General features: G+C 52.7%; 14 protein-coding genes. 3 read left to right on the top strand and 11 right to left on the bottom strand.

Features of this window, described 5'->3' with window-relative positions; all coding sequences use genetic code 11:
- Nucleotides 1-135 precede the first annotated feature (135 nt).
- From I6L34_RS10685 to I6L34_RS10665, 5 genes are read right to left on the bottom strand one after another with little or no spacing between them, the layout of a single operon-like run.
- Nucleotides 136-2,235: a hypothetical protein gene (locus tag I6L34_RS10685; protein ID WP_216956794.1), complete on the bottom strand. Its 2,100-nt coding sequence runs from the start codon at nt 2,233-2,235 to the stop codon at nt 136-138.
- Complete coding sequence (locus I6L34_RS10680) at nt 2,232-4,592, bottom strand: sensor histidine kinase (protein ID WP_216956793.1); 2,361 nt, start codon at nt 4,590-4,592, stop codon at nt 2,232-2,234. Before I6L34_RS10680 ends, I6L34_RS10685 begins: the two co-directional genes overlap by 4 nt.
- 40 nt (nt 4,593-4,632) lie before the next feature.
- Nucleotides 4,633-5,475, bottom strand: a complete 843-nt coding sequence (locus I6L34_RS10675; RefSeq protein WP_216956791.1) for a phosphoadenosine phosphosulfate reductase family protein — start codon at nt 5,473-5,475, stop codon at nt 4,633-4,635.
- Nucleotides 5,468-8,791, bottom strand: coding sequence for a hypothetical protein (locus I6L34_RS10670; RefSeq protein WP_216956789.1), 3,324 nt, complete (start codon nt 8,789-8,791; stop codon nt 5,468-5,470). Before I6L34_RS10670 ends, I6L34_RS10675 begins: the two co-directional genes overlap by 8 nt.
- Complete coding sequence (locus tag I6L34_RS10665) at nt 8,784-9,704, bottom strand: DUF4007 family protein (RefSeq protein ID WP_106844449.1); 921 nt, start codon at nt 9,702-9,704, stop codon at nt 8,784-8,786. Before I6L34_RS10665 ends, I6L34_RS10670 begins: the two co-directional genes overlap by 8 nt.
- 314 nt (nt 9,705-10,018) lie before the next feature.
- Between I6L34_RS10665 and I6L34_RS10660 the strand changes: the two genes are divergently transcribed.
- The 3 genes from I6L34_RS10660 to repC are packed head-to-tail and all read left to right on the top strand — an operon-like array spanning nt 10,019 to nt 12,045.
- Nucleotides 10,019-10,354, top strand: coding sequence for a helix-turn-helix domain-containing protein (locus tag I6L34_RS10660; protein ID WP_015848536.1), 336 nt, complete (start codon nt 10,019-10,021; stop codon nt 10,352-10,354).
- Entirely contained in the window at nt 10,341-11,219 is an 879-nt protein-coding gene (locus tag I6L34_RS10655) for a helicase RepA family protein (RefSeq protein WP_367281601.1), read from the top strand. Before I6L34_RS10660 ends, I6L34_RS10655 begins: the two co-directional genes overlap by 14 nt.
- A gap of 25 nt (nt 11,220-11,244) precedes the next feature.
- On the top strand, nt 11,245-12,045 hold the full coding sequence (gene repC / locus I6L34_RS10650) for a replication protein C, IncQ-type (protein WP_052200084.1): 801 nt from the start codon (nt 11,245-11,247) through the stop codon (nt 12,043-12,045).
- A 201-nt stretch (nt 12,046-12,246) separates the two neighbouring features.
- Here repC and I6L34_RS10645 read toward each other — a convergent pair whose 3' ends face one another.
- The 6 genes from I6L34_RS10645 to rpmH all read right to left on the bottom strand — a co-directional run bounded on the left by I6L34_RS10645 (nt 12,247) and on the right by rpmH (nt 17,369).
- The gene (locus I6L34_RS10645; protein WP_216956785.1) at nt 12,247-13,386 is read right to left on the bottom strand and encodes a site-specific integrase; all 1,140 of its coding nucleotides are present in this window, start codon (nt 13,384-13,386) and stop codon (nt 12,247-12,249) included.
- A 162-nt stretch (nt 13,387-13,548) separates the two neighbouring features.
- The gene (mnmE, locus tag I6L34_RS10640) at nt 13,549-14,910 is read right to left on the bottom strand and encodes a tRNA uridine-5-carboxymethylaminomethyl(34) synthesis GTPase MnmE (RefSeq protein ID WP_019445516.1); all 1,362 of its coding nucleotides are present in this window, start codon (nt 14,908-14,910) and stop codon (nt 13,549-13,551) included.
- Between the two features lie 98 nt (nt 14,911-15,008).
- On the bottom strand, nt 15,009-16,655 hold the full coding sequence (yidC, locus tag I6L34_RS10635) for a membrane protein insertase YidC (protein ID WP_019445517.1): 1,647 nt from the start codon (nt 16,653-16,655) through the stop codon (nt 15,009-15,011).
- A 5-nt stretch (nt 16,656-16,660) separates the two neighbouring features.
- A complete protein-coding gene (gene yidD / locus I6L34_RS10630; protein ID WP_010672280.1) occupies nt 16,661-16,909 on the bottom strand; it encodes a membrane protein insertion efficiency factor YidD in 249 nt (82 codons plus the stop codon).
- Nucleotides 16,876-17,235 (bottom strand): ribonuclease P protein component, encoded by a 360-nt coding sequence (rnpA, locus tag I6L34_RS10625; RefSeq protein WP_005342318.1) that lies wholly within the window; start codon nt 17,233-17,235, stop codon nt 16,876-16,878. Before rnpA ends, yidD begins: the two co-directional genes overlap by 34 nt.
- Nucleotides 17,235-17,369 (bottom strand): 50S ribosomal protein L34, encoded by a 135-nt coding sequence (gene rpmH / locus I6L34_RS10620; protein WP_005307156.1) that lies wholly within the window; start codon nt 17,367-17,369, stop codon nt 17,235-17,237. The genes rnpA and rpmH overlap by 1 nt, the downstream gene beginning before the upstream one ends.
- Between the last annotated feature and the right edge of the window lie 118 nt (nt 17,370-17,487).

Here is a 17,487-nt window from a genome sequence, read left to right as displayed (position 1 = left end):
GAAAAACATACTTGCATTATCGATACCCTCCACTTTGATAGTGCTCGTATGAGGCCAAACAAGGTTAAACGCAGCCAGTAGAAGTATGAAGCTGTCTGCGTTAGGGATAGGCGTCCTTTACATCACGACAGTACACTACTGGGCGTTATCTGCTGCAGGCTCCACAGGCTTGATCTCTGCGTCATGTGCTGGAATAACCAAATCGGGACTCGCATTCTCTAATCCACTCTCTGGGGTGACGATACCTGTATCGGTATTCCCAATAGCAGTTTCTTCGGTATCCTGTTGTTCTGGGTCCTTCGGTGTATAGATCGACAATACTATTGCTGCTTTTGGTAGATATTTTGATTCTAGCTTTTCCCCAGTTTCGATCTTTGAACGCTTGACGATGCCTACAGTCTTCCCCGATGGTGCCATTATTTCCTTAAAGGAGCTTGCACTTGTTGGTAGAGTCAAGCCCTGTTCTAGTGTCTGGAGAATGTCTGGCGTGAACTTCACATTTTTCACAAGGGCACGAGTCCTTGGATGAATAGTCTCTGGGTCGACGCTGCTCACATACGTCCAGACAGCCTCACATGCGTTCTCTGTCAAGATGAGGCGCTCCTCTGACTTCTTCCCATCGGGATCACGACCGATAAAACATACGCCGCCGTCATCTAATGTGGAAATATTAGCTTTTGTTAAAACACCATCGATGTTAGGGAGAAAAGCTTCGATCCGCATGTTGAAGGTTGCAGGTAGGGGGGCGACGAGCCCGATTCGGCCGAGGGTCGAGAGCAATTTCTGCTGGAGTTCCAACGCATGGGACTCTCTTAGTCTTGCGACGACGTCGAAGGCCCCGGCGGGCGACAGCAGAGATTCGAGTTGGTGGTGGGTAAGTGTTTCGATATGCTTCAGATCCCACTTAATCCAAAAGCGAGACCCTACACCCAACTCTATTACAGGTGTTCTCGCTCCCTCGTCTTTGTAAGACCAATCTGCTGCGGTGAGTGGCTTCAATGCCCCCACCAAAAGAAGGACACGCTTGGATCCTTTTCTTTGCAGATCACAGGCCGGCGTCAAGACTGCCGCGACCATGTTATAATCGACTTCGCTAAGAGGGTCGTGAGGGGCTGGCGCTATTTCACCGTTTATCTCAGCATCATCGGGCTTTTTGCGCTGAAGTAAGTCACCAAATGCGATCTTTGAGTCGACTGACGCCGACAATGACAGACGGGCGCGATTTTGAAATAAGCACCGTTGGACGAAGTCCTGCAGATCCTTTTCACCAGGTACGAATGGAGGGGGATAGCTCTCCATTCCCAGTGTATTCATGACTTTTGCAGCATCGATAATCGACTCGAGTCCCTCGATTTCGTGCTGCAGAACCTTATCGAAAATGTCCACAAGATAGCTGCCGGGTGGTTCGCCCTCCGTAGACAGTAACAGCTGGTGTATTCGTGCAATATCTGACAATCCGATCTTTCTTATCAGGAGCATCATGTTGTCTTTCGCCTTGAGTAAGCCATCTTCCCAGGCGTTAACAAATGCTAGAAGCTTTTTGGAATCCTCGTAATGAGTCCCAAGCCGAATTAAGAGACGCGCAACGGTGTCAGGGTTATTTAACTCTAACTTTGTGACGATTCGGAAATTCGTTTCGAATAGCTTAGTTCTCTCCTGAAAGTGAGCTCTGAGCTCGGGAAGCCTGCTACTGCGAGACATCAACACCACAAGAGGATGATCGTTCGGCCTCCCCTCGATCACTTGACGTACACCTTCGATCGATAAATTCATGTCTTCTTCGCGCTGGGCTGCATTCAAGAACAGATCAACGAAGATTAGTTGAGCCGCAGTTGCCTTATCTTTGAACTGTCGTCCGCAGCCTTCGCACTCGATTCCGAAATTGCTGAGTGTTTGCAAAAGGTTGGACGCAAACAAGAGATCCATCTTTCGACTGCTCTCGAAAGTCAAAAAAAGGGCATTAACTGGGTCTTCACTAAGGCGTGCTCGCGCCTTCCAGACTGCCTCGACAAAGTTATCGCAGTCCTTCAGTTCATCCGCATCTGTGTCGGTATATCCCGGATAGACTTCTTCGAGCACTTCATGGTCGATTTCAGTAATGTCCTCAAAAAATCTGGTCCAAGCCTCAACATCAACAGCCATGTCGTATGCTGTAGGAATGGTGTCAAATGCATCGTCTACCACAAGTGCCCGCTTTATGCCGGCATTCTTGAGAAGTTGTTTCAGTTCATTCATTTCGTCGCTGCGCTTCCTGGCAATTCAAGAATAAATCGATTAAGTCGTCCCGTTTCTTTTGAGGGGGTTTCGTCGAGGGTCAATGTTCCGCCAAGATACTCGGCGCATTCACGACCGATGAAGAGCCCGAGGCCTCTGCGTTTCTGCTTTTCCTTAAGGGAAAAAAAGGACCTGAAAATCCGCTCCCTGTTTTCAGCGGCAATTCCTGGCCCGTTGTCTGAATACACTATTGTGGGTGGGTTCTCTAGCACATCGATGGTGATCTTTGGTTTGTAACCAGGCTCCCGCGATGCCCTCATGTCCATCCAATATTTCGAGTTGGAGATCAGGTTCTCTAGGATTTGAATAATCATACCCTTCACAGCCCGAATTATTATCGGCTTGATATCATCAGTGAGTAAAACAGAGATGCGGTGTCTGGCAAACTGCGCTTCGTGTGCCGCGACTGTTTCACGAATTAATTGGTTCAGGTCGAAGGTTTCGCTAGTTTGTCTGCCGGACACGCTAAGAGGATCAAGAACTCGAATGCGTTTACTTAAGCTGAGCATTTGATCCCTAAGTGATGCTAGCTTCGTTTGGATATCTGGCGGGGTGGTCTTAGACCTCAGGTTTTCGATGTTTTGCAGGGCGTTTTCTGATGCACGCGCCAATTCATGCGCAACGATTTCAACCATCAATCCCACTCCTGCCATTTCAACCATTTGTTTGCTTTGTTTCTCTACCTCTTCAATACGCAGTCTGGCTTTGTCGGCAAATTCCGAGAACTCAAGCAATGCTTGTTGGAGGGTCTCAACTTCTGCGGTGGCCTGCGGGGCCAACTTGCGTAATTTCCTAATGGCGCTTTGTGCACGCTTATTCAGATCTTCGACTTCCAGTTTTGCTTCCGTCAAATCGAGTTTTTGCCCTTTGTATTGGCTTTCTACATATTTCATGAAGCGGAATAGTTGATCTTGTATTGCGTATTGAAGGATTTCAATTAAGACCTGTTGTTCCGATGTTTCTCGAAGGCCTTCTCGGTTAGTTTGGTCGACCAATTGTGGATTATTTCTGCGGGAAATTTCAACTCTGCCGATGAATTGAGTTTTATTCAGGGTGTAACCGGAACGGCGGAGTGCCTTTCTGTCGAGCCCAAGCCAATCATCATTATCGTCGCCATAGGGAAATACACGAAAGCCGTCTCGAAAAAGTAATATTCCTGACCAACGCTCCTGTAGGTGCCGAACAGCTTTTAAATCGCCGATGCCATCGATTCGGCTTAGCAAACGCCGGTTGAACCAATACATCTCGAATTTGAAAGGTCCAATCGAAGTCAACGCGCTGGCCGGCAGCTCACGTTCGTTGCCAACTAGAAGCGCTTGCAAATCAAGAGCTCGAATGACCGAGCTTTCGGATTCCTTGGGGTGTTCAAAGCCGAGGTTACTTGCAACAAGGTCGCACCGTAACACAGGAAAACCCTCCTCGATGGCATATTCACCTTTGATGGAAGCATGAGATGCTTTAAGGAGGGCCTTTTCCATCCACGGAACGCTCAATCGTTCGCCGTTCCAAAAAAGCGCGATGCGTGGGCGCCGCTTTGGATCGTTGAATGGATCGGTTAGGCGCGCGAAGTCATATTCTGCCATTTTCCTGACACGAGCCTTTGTCCAGTCCTCGGCAAGTGCACCGACCTGAATACGAGTACCCGACCACGTGGGATCCGGCTTGGGGCCGCATTTCCGCGGTCGAATCTCAATATCGCTCAGCATCGCGTCGATAGAAGAAAAATCGGCCCAATTGATGACGAGTTCATTGAGTGTTGCATCGGAAGCTGTCGCTGTTTCAACTCGTAGCCTGTCGCCTAGGCGCATCGCTGAAAGCCGACCGATACCTTTCTCACCCAGGTAGGGGGACTTGGTGTCGCCACGCTTGAGCGCACTCTCGACATCCCGTTTGCGTGATGCCGTCCCAATCACTAGGAAGTTGTTTACCAGATCGGTCAGTGACATTCCGCTACCGGTGTCCGAGATCGTGATATCGCTAAGGCCATACACGTAGTCTAGCGCGGATAGGTACTGGTCGGCGGTCTTTGCTGATATAAGCCTGCTGCGAGCCGACTCCAGGAGGTCTAAAGCAGCCTCCGGGTTAAGTTTCTCTATCGTCTCCTCAACGAAAGAGCGGCGGAAACTTTGTGACTTTAATGCCCGCTCGCGGGCAGAAAGATAGTAGTTCCGTCGAAGAACAATGTTGAAGTGAATATCAACACCCGATTTTGTGCCAGCATCGAATCCGTTCTTGATCAACTCATAGAAGGCGATGATGTCCGAACTAATGAGTTCGGAGCCTAGTTCCAAGACTGTGCGTGCGGTAATCCTAAACACTTTCTGTTATCCCTCCAACACTGATAGCGCCTGTTTGATCTTATTTGTGGCAGATGTTGCAGGAACCATTCCCTTCGTCAGCTCCGTAAACATCATCGATGTCTTCGGGGCAGTCTTTCACAGTTCGAAGAGGATTGATGGGAATACTTAAGCGAAGACGCGCGCGACGGGTTTCGTATTCAGCCTTGATCTCTGCGATGCGTTCAGGTTTCTCCAAATCCCATAAGGATTCGCCCTTAGACCAAGTGAAAGGTGACCCATGCTCTAAGGCATCCTTCTCTAGCTCCTTGGCCTTCTCGAAATCCTCTGGGTGCTGCTCTTTTAGGCGCACCCATTCGATTTTTTGCTGGAAAAAGCAAAATGTGCAGCCACTTCGCGAGCGCCATTCGTAGTATTTGGGATAGCCCACACCCGAGGACTCCAGAATGTCAATCACGCCAGCTTTGTCGACGCCAGCTTCACGAAACGGAAATTTCACTATCAGATTTTGAGCTTTCGCAGAATAACCTTCGCGATAATCCTCATCCGCACGAATAGCCACGTAGGAAAATACGGTATCTCCGGCTGCCAGCCATGGTTTGACCCATTGTTCGAATGGCGCCAACTTGAGTTGGCGAGTGCACCAGCGCGTCTGTGGGCTAGGCAGAAAGTGATTGTACTCGCGAAGCCAAAAACGGAAATCTCGACGGGGATTAAGCCTCTCAATGGGCTTTCCCAAATAACCTTCGAGCCGCCCCAAGAACTCATAGACCTCGGGAAGCTCTTCACCCGTATCTGTAAAGAAGTAGTCTATCTCTAGCTCTGGATGATGATCGCGCATCCACACGGCAAGGGCGGCACTGTCTTTGCCTCCAGAGAGGCCTAATACATGTCTCTCAGACATCCACGTGCTCCTTTTCCTTTACCAGCTGCAAACTGATTTTGGCAAGGATTGCTAACGATACATCAGTATCCAACCCTTGATCTTGGAACATTTTGACTAACTCCATGGCCTTACTATCAACTGTCTGGCGATGACGATCCGAAATCGCGAATGATCGAGAGATAGTTGTAGTATTCGCACCGGTGCCAATAACTAAAGCCATGGCTTCGCTGCGAGCTTCGCGTCCTTTGACTGCGACAAAAGCCTCTGCTTCGCGGAATCGGCGAGCAAACTGGACAAGCTCGAGCACGGCCGTATCTATGTGACGATCAACCCAATCGCGTGGTGGCTTTTCTGCAGCCAGACTCAAAATCCCTTCAAGAGACTGACGACTACCATCGTATGAAGCTAGTCGTGTAGAGAATGCATCGAGCCGAAAATGACCAGAGATACCAGCCACCAACTTTGCCCTTTCACGCAGAGAAGCTAAATCGTCTGAAGTCGCATCGAGAGCTTCGAGCATTTTGATTTCAATATCGGAGAGCATCTTTGGATAAACAGTTGCGATTTCTTGCAGTGGATTTCGCAAAGCAGCCAAATAGGTTGTCGCGTCGGTTGCACCCAGTAGTGAAGGCAGATCGACAAATAGGACTTTGTGTGGATCATTGGCCTTTAACAACATATCCCGAATTGCTTTAGCCGTCTCACCTAAGTGTTGGGTTCGACGAGCCCATTCAGGCATGTTGAACATCATGGCGACGAGACCACGTGCTGCCTCTAAAGGATCTGCTGCGCCGCCCTTTTCACCGATTTCTTCGAGTAGACTTGCGATTCCTTCAAGAATCTGGCTCTTATCCTTATCAATTGCGATCCAGCGGAGCGTAAAGCGGGTCGGGTCTTGCAAACACTCATCTATATCGGCATCGCTGAGTTTGGGAATGAACATTCCCTCTTTGTATACAGCGAGATTAGCCTTGTGTGCCAATAGGAACACTGTGAGGTAGACAGGGAGGATACCCTGCTTCATCCCCATTGCACTCCAACAGTCATAGACTGTTTTCACACCAACGCAGATATTGGCATCAGAAAAAAGCTGTCGGGTAATTGCCCACAATCTGCTGAAGCCGCTAGGGGAGGTAGAGGATGGCTCACAGAAACGCCAAGTCCCCCCTTCTTTTCTATAAAGTTTAGGAGCGACAAGCAGCGTTTCAAAAAGTCCTCTCTCGGCCGGAAACCCTTCGATACCCAACAGCTCTTGGCCTTCGGCGTTGAGCATTGCGTGTAGTAAATCACGCCGAGCTTTGACGCTGTTACTTGATATGTTGTCGCGATTGACTAGCTCGCTCCACACCCGAGGACAATTCCAGTAGCGATTGTCCGCGAGATCTGAGGCTAGCGGCGACAGTTTTGCTCCAGGTTCGATAACTGTGTCACTGCCATCGTACCACCTACACAATGAAACAGCGGCTTGTAACTGATTTTCGAGTATGGAGCGCGTAGCTGTTAAGCGAGCAGAAACCTCTCGACGGGCAACTGGGTCACCCCCAAGCTCATGGCGTTTTCTTACCTGTTCCAAAGCGATTAATTCAGCCGAAAGTTCAGCTATGCGAGCATGGTTGTCTGGGATGCCAACCAACACAGGCCAAGGTCGTTCATAAGAACAGGCTTGAGCTCGCTCTCGAGCCTCGCTAATAGTCATATCGCGATCAGGAAGAGCAAGGATAAACTGGCCGAATTCTCCCCGTTGGGGTGAATAGTTTTTAGCGATTTTCTCCGCTCGCTCAATGCTACATAAAGAGAGTTCCATCCAGCGCATAGAACCCGTTTCATGGTAATGCCGCTTGGCCACTACTGGATGTAAGCTCATGAGTTCGGATAACTTGGCGTAGTCAATTCCTGGAGATGCGGCCAGTGTTTTGGTAATGGCCGCATCGATGTCGAAATCACTTCCCTCAAAAACAGACCAGGCACCGGTGTAGCTCTTATATAACGCAACTTTTAGTGATGAGAGCTTATTAAGAGCCCCCTCGATCTGATCCTGTGGCACATCGTGGAATAGACTCAGCACCACTCGCAGGTCTGCGGACAACCCAGAACCATTACGGAACAGATCGATGATGGCTATGTTTTTGATGATCGCAACAAGCAGAGGATCACCAGACTTGGCCTCGGCGCGCTCGACAGCCTCGACAGCCTGGGACCAGCGATGTCCGTCGGAAGAGGCTAATATGGCAGGTTCTAGATTCGCGCGCAGATAGTCCCAATAATCGCTAGGTCGATAGCAAGTCGATTGGCATGCGGATGTGGATTGCAGGTAGGCACGGAATCCATAAGGCTCTACCGAGGAGAGAAAACCGAAGGTGCTACGCTCATTTTGGCCAAATTGCCGCCTAGAGATTGGGCCTAACAACGCAGCCATGGTGGGATGGAGCGGCCAGCAACGCTCCAGGGCGGCGGCAAAATTACTGCCGACAGTGGGGCGTAAAGCACTGATTGCCTCAGCAACCTTTTTTGACGCATCCCGCATCCATTCCGGACTCTGTTTGGTTTCAATGGCATTACCGATGAGCTCAACAACCTCATCGCTTGCAGCGACGAAGGGAAGATCCAAGTAACGGCCTTGGACCTTAGTCCAGTCATCACGAGTTTCTATCCCGAGGCGGTTAGCATACTGTGCGAATGATTGATGCAGCACTCCAATCACAACCAGTCGACCTTCGGAACGTGCCGCTGCCTCTGCTAGCTCTTGAAAGAAATAGACATCATCACCTGTATCCAAGGCTGATGCCTCAAGGAATTTGCCCATTTCATCGATAAAAACCAGTACACCATCATTCAGGCGGGCTTTGGCTTCAGCAAGAAGATCGTTAATGATGCGCTGTGCATTCGGCTTGTTTCGACCATCAAAACTCTTGCCTTGAGCTGTGCGAAAAGAATGCTCCAGCTCTTTGATGATGCTACCCCGGCGACCTACCACAGGAACAACAAGCCAGCCGTTTTGCACAGGAAAAGCTTTGTCGAAATCAGGCTTCGAGTTTAGGTTAAGGACTGCGCGAGCTTTATTTCGAAGATCATTTTTGGGGTGTAGGGCGCTAGCTAAGGCAACAGCCAAAGAAGACTTGCCACCGCCGAATGGGCCTGTCCATGTAAAACTACGTTGGTTGGTTGCCGCAAGCTGTCGACACATTCCATCCACCACTGTAGATGCGGTGGCATGGAAGATATAGCCGTCCAATGCATCGGAACGGCCAATGTCTGCATCGATTCGGATTGAGCGTTGGTATTGATGTGATATGTGAACGATGTCAGATAGCACCGGCTCTTTTGTCTCAATCATAGGCTCGTCTCACCATTTCATTTTTGTAGCTATCAGCAAGGTGTTTTCTATGGACTTGACGAAGTCCCGCTGAATCGGTCCACGCAAGCTTGCCATCGGTGAAGTCGGCCAAAGAAATTAGCCTTTGGGCAATCGACTCCTCGTCGAGTTTGAAGACACGTCCTGGCGACCCTTCGGCATAGGCGATCGCTTCGAAGGCTAGCGAGCTTTGGTTGGCTGCTGTCTTATTCCAAAAATCGATAAGGGCATAGGTAAAGATACCGTCATGGAGCGAGGCTTTGGGGCCTCTCCGGAACGCGTATTGCCCTTTGTGGACCTCATGGAGCAGCCCCAATTCACCAAGTAGAGGCTCGGCAAAATCTTCAGGAGAACCACTTGCTGCTCGTGGAGCGTAGCTGCGTATGCAGGTCTCCAAGTCACGAGAAACGGTGGCAGTAGATAGTCGATGTTTAGGGTCAAGACTGCGGGCATAGCTTGCCAAAGGCTCTTCGAGCTCTTGGCGTGTGAACGTAGGAGTGGTTACATGGTTGAATAGCCAATACCACGTGGTGGAGCGAATACACTTGCCTGCTAGTTGCCAATGCACGAACCATGCAGTAGAGGGGTTTTCTGCATACGGATCTAGTCCGTCCTTTGACAGGCAGTCCATGGCAAATTCTGTTACGCGGAATGCATCCCCTTCATCGGTCATAATTCCGCATGCCAAGGCCCAATGCCGAATTGATGCAACCATGTTCTTGCCAACACCGAAGGTGGCGATAGCGGAATCATCGGTGAAGACAGTTTTGGTGATCTGCCCGTTGGCTGCTTGGTCGAAAGCTTTCTTAAGCCACATTTGACGTAGTGGGAACGTTTCGTGTCCAGAGAAGTGGACTAACTTCTCACGGTTGAGTTTTGAGGTTGTGTTTTTCATGTTCGACAGCTTACACGGAACTGGTGAAGTCCTCCAGTTAGGACAGGATAATTTTAGTGCTGTATGAATGTACAGCTTTCTTTGTTGGATGTCTTGATTTTGGGAGCTGTAATCCATTTTCGCTAATTTGTTATGCTTATTGCTCAACCTAAGGGCGCCTTTGGTAATTTTTTCTTGCGAGCTTTCGCATGTGAAAGTGTTTTTCCGTAAAAAACGCTCTTGGTGCCCAAATTGGACAACTACTGCGACGAGGATTTCGCCAAGCCCCCGGTACGCTCTTGCATGCTGATGTTTGTAACTAGGAGGCAATCTGCATGCGCGAACAAAATTCGTCAGTTTTCAGTGATCCGAATGGGGCAATCCTGAAAGAGCTTTATGAGCTTAAGCAGTTGGTAATCCAGCAAGGACAGGCGCAAAAAGAGGTGCTTTCTGCCGAGGAGTGCGCTGAGTTGCTGGGGGTTTCTGTCTGCTATGTGTACCGGCTGACTAGTGAAAAGCGTCTGCCGCATTACAAGCCACAAGGCAAAAAGATCTACTTCAAGCGCGTTGAGCTGCTGGACTGGCTGCTCTCCCACCGCATTTCACCAGACGCCGAACTCACTGAGCATGTAACCAAGCGTGTGCGGCAAGCTAGCCATGGGCGGTTGTGAGGTGGGTATGACACAGGATCTGATTACATCTCTCTGCCCCCAGGATCTCCGGACGGCTTTTATTGAACCTCCGAAACCCCTCGATTTTGTCCTCCCGGGGCTGCCTGTTGGCTGCGTTGGTGCGTTGGTGTCACCGGGAGGGGTGGGCAAATCGATGTTGGCATTGCAACTGGCAATGCAGATCGCCGGTGGGCCGGATTGGATTGGACTTGGCAAGCTGGGCAGGGGAACCGTGCTCTACCTGCCTGCTGAGGACCCTTGGCCTGTACTGCACCAGCGCTTGTTTGCCTTGGGCGGAGGTCTTGATGCTGAACTTCGTGCCAACGTCGAACGAAACCTTCGTCTTATACCGCTGCAGGGCTCCAGTCCGAATGTGCTGGATAGCCATTGGTGGGAAGCGATTGCTATATGGGCTGAAGGGGTGAGGTTGATTGTCATCGATACTTTGAGGCGCTTCCACGATGCCGACGAGAACGCGGCCTGTGCCATGACGCAGGTACTGGGTCAGTTGGAGCGGCTGGCCATGAGGCTGGGATGCGCTGTGTTGTTTGTACACCACACCAGCAAATCCGCAGTATTCCAAGAAGTTGGCGATCTGCAGCAGGCAAGCCGTGGTTCGTCGGTGCTGGTAGACAATGTGCGCTGGCAGGGCTACCTCGCCACTATGACCAAGAAAGAGGCGCAGCAGCTGGGTGTATCGGCAGAGAAGAGCAAGCTTCACGTGCGGTTTGGGGTAAGCAAAAGTAATTATGGGCCGCCACTACCGGAGCGCTGGTTGGTGCGGGGGGAAGGTGGCGTGCTGTATCCCGCTCCCGCTAGGTTGGGCGTAACACGCCGAGCGGGAGGCAAACGTGTCTTGCTTTGAATTGACCCATGCTAGGCATGACCATATGCACTGTCTTGCACCCGGGTTGTTTAGGGCGATCTCGCATGGCCAACGCCGCCGTGACAAGCTGGAGGTGATTTACCGTTTCGGTGGTGGCAATCAGATCGAGTTCTCCGGGCCTGAGCCGCTGGGTGCAGATGACCTCCGTGTGCTTCAGGGGTTGGTTGCCCTGGCTGGACTTGAGTCACAAAGTAACGAGATTGAGCCAGTTGCGGTGAGCGAAACTGGGGCGATATTGCGAGATCTTCTGGATCTTCGTTGGGCTGCCAACCAGCAAAGGGTATTGGTGGTCAGAAGCAGCCTGCGCAAACTGGCCAAGGAGGTTGGATACGCCAATCCTCGGGATACCAATACTGTACGTTGCTGTATCGAGCGATTGTGGAAGGTGTCGGTGATCGCAAAGGTGGCTGGCCAGCGTAGCGGCTTTCGCTTATTGGCGAACTATGTCAGTGACACTCAGACTGATGGACTTTTTTTGGCGCTTAATCCCTTGCTGACCTACGCCATTATGGGTAATGGTCGCCATGTTCGTATCGACATGACAGAAGTTCGGCACTTGAATGGCAGCATCGCTCGGTTGTTGCATCAGCGGCTATGTGCCTGGGTGGATTGTGGTCAGAAAAGGGCAGTGCAGTTAGACACCTTGGTCGCTTATGCCTTTCCCGATGAGGTCAGCACGGCCACCCATCGCAAGCGGCAATCACGAGTTCGTAAGGCATTGGATGAGCTGACTGCTTTGGGCTGGTCTATCTGCGAACATGCCAAGGGGCGGTTTACCATCGGCCGGCCTGCACTATCACGATAACGGTCACAAACTATCACGAAAGTGGTCACAAAGTTCACGATAACGGTCACAAGCCAATTCAGTGAAACCCAGTTACCGCTTGGGCTGCAGGACGATCCTGAAATCCGATCTATATTATCTAAGATAATCTAGGCCAGCGCATGGTTGCGCTGGCCTATTTGTTGGCTCTTCCTGGCTATGATCTCGTCGAGGGTGCTTCTATCACCCCAAGACATTGGGGAAATCGAGCATGGCATCTCGGCGCCGCGATTCAAGAATGTCGGCGTAGATTTCGGTGGTTCTCAGCTCACTGTGCCCCAGCAAGCGGGAGAGGGCATAGATATCGACGCCGCGGTTAAGCTGGATGACGGCGAAGGTATGACGCGCGCTGTGGAAGGTGACCTTCTTGGTTATACCCGCCTGCAACGCCCACCGGGTGAGCTCCATGTTGTGCCAAGCCGAGTACTTGAGGCCCTTGAAGATCCGCTCTGTTGCCTTGCCTGAGCGCCCGATCAGCTGCATCGCCATGTCATTCAAATCCAGGTATTGCAGGCCGCTGGTCTTTTTCTGGGTGAAGACGATACGGTAATGGCCATAGAAGGGCTCCAGCTCGGCCCAGGTCAGCTTGTGAATGTCGGACCAGCGCAAGCCAGTGCAACAAGAGAACAGAAAGGCGCGCTTAAGAACGTCATAGCGGCACTCAGCCTGGGCCATGGCCCGAACCTCATCTTCGGTCAGATAAACCCGCTTGTTCTTCTCCCCCTGGATAGCTTTGACACGTCGTACCGGATTATCCGGCAGCAGCCGATCCTGCTCTGCCTGGTTCAAGGCTGCTCTCAACTTGTTGAAATAGGCACTCTGGGTGTTGCGGCTCAGTGGTGTGCCGCTTTTGGTGCGGGCCTTGTGCATCAGATAGTGCCGAAACCCCTCTAGGAACAGCTGATCTACTTCCTCGAAAGTCAGCTCTGGCAGTTTATGGTACTGGCGCAAATGCTTGAGGGCTGATATCCAGATAGAGTGGTTGCTCTTGCTGCCTGCCGCTTTTTGGTCTGTAACCTCTTGGAAGTACTCGAAGAAGCTGGCCTTGTAGGCGTTCGAGAAATCCAGATGGTGTTTACCTGTCTCGTACTCGAAGAGCCGCTTGGCGCGGATGGCTTCGGCCGCTCGCTGGGTTTCTTTGTTGTGGAGCCGCTGTGCTGGGGTTCGCGGCTTGTCGTACAGGAAGAGATCCAGGGGCTCTCTGCTGCGTTTGTGCTTGCGGATGCCCGTGGTTGGGTCAAGGTAGGAGCCGGCGTAATAGGTTAAGCGCAGAGCGCGCTTGCCTTCGGCGTCCGGTTCGCGGAATTCGATGCTGATCTTCATAATTGTCCCCCGAAAGTACCCCGAGAGGTTACTTCGGGGTACTCTCGGGGTAAATTCTCACGAAACAAGATCAGGCAAGAACAGCCAGTAAAAAACAAAGTCCAATATTTACAATATCTTATGTTCTCACTGGCTGCTTTTTATTGCTGATTTTTCACCACATTACTTGCCGATGCAGAAGCTGGAGAAGATGCGGCCCAGCAGATCGTCGGAGCTGAATTCGCCGGTGATCTCGGAGAGGGACTCCTGCGCGAGGCGCAACTCTTCGGCTACCAGCTCGCCGGCCACGAACACTTCCAGCTGCTCCTTGGCCACCAGCAGCCGCTCGGCGGCGCGCTCCAGCGCATCCAGATGGCGGCGGCGAGCCATAAAGCCCCCTTCGGTGTTGCCCTGGAAACCCATGCAGGCTTTCAGGTGCTCACGCAGGGCGGGCAGCCCCAACTCGGTCTTGGCGGAGATGCGGTAGACGGCGTGGCCCTGCTCCTGACTCGGTGCCAGATCCTCGCCGGTCAGGTCGGCCTTGTTGCGAATGACGGTGAGGCCGATGTTTTTTGGCAACCGATCAACAAATTCCGGCCAGATCTCGCGCGGGTCGACCGCGTCTGTGGTGGTGCCATCCACCATAAACAGCACCCGGTCGGCCTGTTCGATCTCGGCCCAGGCGCGTTCGATACCGATCTGCTCCACCTTGTCCTGAGTGTCGCGCAGACCGGCGGTGTCGATGATGTGCAGCGGCATGCCATCGAGATGGATGTGTTCGCGCAGCACATCGCGGGTGGTGCCTGCGATCTCGGTGACGATGGCCGACTCACGGCCCGCCAGAGCGTTGAGCAGGCTCGATTTGCCGGCGTTGGGACGACCGGCGATCACCACCTTCATCCCTTCCCGCAGCAGAGCGCCCTGTTTGGCTTCCCCGCGCACGTCGTCCAGCTCGGACATGATGGCGTAGAGGTCGCCCGCCACCTTGCCGTCGGAGAGGAAGTCGATCTCCTCGTCCGGGAAGTCGATGGCCGCTTCCACGTAGATGCGCAGCCGGATCAGGCTCTCCACCAGTTGCTGGATTTTGCTGGAGAACTGCCCCTGCAGGGAGTGCATGGCGCTGCGGGCAGCCTGTTCGCTGGAGGCTTCGATAAGATCGGCAATCGCCTCGGCCTGAGCCAGATCCAGCTTGTCGTTGATGAAGGCTCGCTCGCTGAACTCGCCGGGGCGGGCAGGGCGGATGCCATCGATTTTCAGAATGCGGCGGATCAGCATGTCCATGATGACGGGGCCGCCGTGGCCCTGCAGCTCCAGCACATCCTCGCCGGTGAAGCTGTTGGGGGCTTTGAACAGCAGGGCGATGCCCTGATCCAGTACCTGGCCTTGCTCATCCTTGAACGGCAGATATTCGGCGTAGCGCACCCGAGGGAGCTTGCCGAGCACTATCCCGGCGACCTGTTCGGCGGCGGGGCCGGAGACCCGGACTATGCCGACGCCACCACGGCCTGGCGCGGTGGCCTGGGCCACGATCGTATCTGTTGTCATCTTGCTTGGCTCGTTTGTTCGCTGATAGGAAAACGTAGTGGGGACATTGTAATAAAAAAGGCGGCCCGAAGGCCGCCTCTTTTGTCATCACGGGAAGATTAGCTGCGTGAATGCAGTCCTTTCTTCTCCAGCTGACGATAGATGATGGTCTGCTGGATGATGGAGATGACGTTGCTCACCAGCCAGTAGAGAGTCAGGCCAGCCGGGAACCAGAGGAACATGAAAGTGAAGATGATCGGCATGAACTGCATCACTTTCTGCTGCATCGGGTCGGTTACGGTGGTCGGGCTCATCTTCTGCAGATACCACATGGAGGCACCCATGAGGATTGGCAGCACGAAGAAGGGGTCCTTCACTGACAGGTCAGTGATCCACAAGGCAAACGGCGCGTGACGCAGTTCAACGGATTCCATCAGTGCCCAGTAAAGGGCGATGAAGATCGGCATCTGAACCAGGATCGGCAGGCAGCCACCCAGCGGGTTGACCTTCTCCTTCTTGTACAGCTCCATCATGCCCTGAGACATCTTCTGGCGGTCATCGCCGAAGCGCTCGCGCAGGGCCGCAATCTTGGGTTGCAGCATGCGCATCTTGGCCATGGAGGTGTACTGGGCCTTGGTCAGCGGGAACATGATGCCGCGCACCAGCAGGGTCAGCATGATGATGGCCAGACCCCAGTTCTGGACGAAACCGTGGAACACGGTCAGCAGCCAGTGCAGCGGTTGGGCGATGAACCACAGCCAGCCGTAGTCGACGGTCAGGTCGAGGTGGTTAGCCACCTTGGCCATCTGGTCTTGCAGCTTGGGACCAACCCACAGCTTGCTGGTCACTTCGGCCTGTTGGCCGGCAGCCACGTCAACCAGCGGCGCCTTGTAACCGATGATGGCCTGGCCTTTGCCCGGGATCACACGGCTGTAGAAGCTGTTGGCATCGTCGGCATTCGGTGCCCAGGCAGAGACGAAGTAGTGTTGCAGCATGGCGACCCAACCACCCTTGGTGGTCTTGTTCAGGTCGGCATCCTTCATCTCGTCGAAGGTGTACTTCTTGTAGCGGGTATCTTCAGTGGAGAAGGCACCACCACGGTAAGCGCTGGCTACCATGGCATGACCTTCCTGATCCTTCGGCGTTGCTACGGTCTGCTTCAGCTGACCATAGAACTGCACCTGAACCGGCTCGGCAGATTTGTTGTCGATCTTGTAATCAACGCCAACGGCATAGTCGCCACGCTTGAGGATGAACTCCTTAGTGAAGACCACGCCCTTGCTGTCGGTCCAGGTCATCGGAACGACGACTTGATCCTGACCATCGGCCAGCTGATAGCTGGTCTGGGCGGCTTCATAGGTAGGACGACCTTCGGCCTGACTGTCCGGACCGTTGCGACCCACCAGACCGCTCTGGGCGATATAGAGGTGCTCAGGCTTGCTGGTCAGCAGCACGAACGGTTGGTCCTTGCCCTCTTCCAGTTTGTGAGACAGCAGTTCGGCAGACACGACGTCACCACCCTGGGTATCCAGGGTCAGCTTGAGCACGTCAGAGGAGACGGTGATCAGCTTGCGTGCGGCAGTCGCGTTGGCTTGCTCGGAAACCTGAGGAATATCACCGGTCTGACCGGCTTCAGGTACGAAATGTTCGGTTTGGGCCACGGTAGTCGGGGCCGGCTTCGGAGCCTTGTCGGACTCCCACTGTTGCCAGAGCAGAAAGCTCACGAACAGCAAACCGATCAGGAGTAGATTGCGTTGTGATTCCATAGTCTTCAGTTTCTTCGCTTTGGTTGCGGAACCGGGTCATAACCACCCTCGGATAAGGGATGGCATTTTAATAGACGTTTGCTGGCTAACCAAACGCCTTTTATGAAACCGTGAAGTCGGATGGCTTCTATCGCAAATTGGGAACAAGTTGGAGTAAAACGGCAGCGCGGCCCGAGCAGAGGGCTAATGATTAGCTGATACAGGCGTATCAGTTTGATAGCTACCCATTGCAACGGCGTGACAGAGTGCGCCATAGCTTTTCCAGTAACTTGAACAGTTCCTCGTTATCCATCTCTTTCACACCGGCCTTGGCGATCACCACGATGTCGATAGCGGGCAGCTGATGTTGTTTGAGGCGGAAACTTTCCCGGACCACCCGTTTGACACGGTTACGCCAGACGGCACGCTTGAGTGCTTTTTTGGGCACAGCGAGACCAAGACGAGGGTGTTCGAGCGAATTGGGAGAAGCGAGAAGGGTAATCTGCGGGGAAGCAGCCCGGACAGGCTCGGCGAAAACGCGTTTGAAGTGTTCGGGAGTTAACAGACGTAACTCCCGAGAGAAGGTGTGCTGGGTAGGCATTAAACTACCAGACGGGCACGACCCTTGGCACGACGAGCGGCCAGAACTTTACGACCGTTGGCAGTTGCCATGCGGGCGCGGAAACCGTGAGAGCGCTTGCGCTTCAGGTTGGACGGTTGAAAAGTACGTTTCATGATTCGATTCCGTATTTCTGTACAGTTTTGATTGTCACACTTAGCCGACGCGCCAGCTATAGCGTGTGACGACTAGCAAAAGAGGCCGAATTCTAAACAGAGTTCGGCTTTTAGTCAA

The organism is Aeromonas sp. FDAARGOS 1404 (genome assembly GCF_019047085.1).
Taxonomy (GTDB): Bacteria; Pseudomonadota; Gammaproteobacteria; order Enterobacterales; family Aeromonadaceae; genus Aeromonas; species Aeromonas veronii.
This window is presented reverse-complemented; position numbering and strand designations above follow the sequence as displayed.

What these genes read in the sequence shown, in the direction of transcription:
- I6L34_RS10685 (WP_216956794.1), bottom strand. Translation starts at nt 2,235, where the DNA reads ATGAATGAACTGAAACAACTTCTCAAGAATGCCGGCATAAAGCGGGCA.
- I6L34_RS10675 (WP_216956791.1), bottom strand. Translation starts at nt 5,475, where the DNA reads ATGTCTGAGAGACATGTATTAGGCCTCTCTGGAGGCAAAGACAGTGCC.
- I6L34_RS10670 (WP_216956789.1), bottom strand. Translation starts at nt 8,791, where the DNA reads ATGATTGAGACAAAAGAGCCGGTGCTATCTGACATCGTTCACATATCA.
- I6L34_RS10665 (WP_106844449.1), bottom strand. Translation starts at nt 9,704, where the DNA reads ATGAAAAACACAACCTCAAAACTCAACCGTGAGAAGTTAGTCCACTTC.
- I6L34_RS10660 (WP_015848536.1), top strand. Translation starts at nt 10,019, where the DNA reads ATGCGCGAACAAAATTCGTCAGTTTTCAGTGATCCGAATGGGGCAATC.
- I6L34_RS10655 (WP_367281601.1), top strand. Translation starts at nt 10,341, where the DNA reads ATGGGCGGTTGTGAGGTGGGTATGACACAGGATCTGATTACATCTCTC.
- repC (WP_052200084.1), top strand. Translation starts at nt 11,245, where the DNA reads ATGCACTGTCTTGCACCCGGGTTGTTTAGGGCGATCTCGCATGGCCAA.
- I6L34_RS10645 (WP_216956785.1), bottom strand. Translation starts at nt 13,386, where the DNA reads ATGAAGATCAGCATCGAATTCCGCGAACCGGACGCCGAAGGCAAGCGC.
- mnmE (WP_019445516.1), bottom strand. Translation starts at nt 14,910, where the DNA reads ATGACAACAGATACGATCGTGGCCCAGGCCACCGCGCCAGGCCGTGGT.
- yidC (WP_019445517.1), bottom strand. Translation starts at nt 16,655, where the DNA reads ATGGAATCACAACGCAATCTACTCCTGATCGGTTTGCTGTTCGTGAGC.
- yidD (WP_010672280.1), bottom strand. Translation starts at nt 16,909, where the DNA reads ATGGCGCACTCTGTCACGCCGTTGCAATGGGTAGCTATCAAACTGATA.
- rnpA (WP_005342318.1), bottom strand. Translation starts at nt 17,235, where the DNA reads ATGCCTACCCAGCACACCTTCTCTCGGGAGTTACGTCTGTTAACTCCC.
- rpmH (WP_005307156.1), bottom strand. Translation starts at nt 17,369, where the DNA reads ATGAAACGTACTTTTCAACCGTCCAACCTGAAGCGCAAGCGCTCTCAC.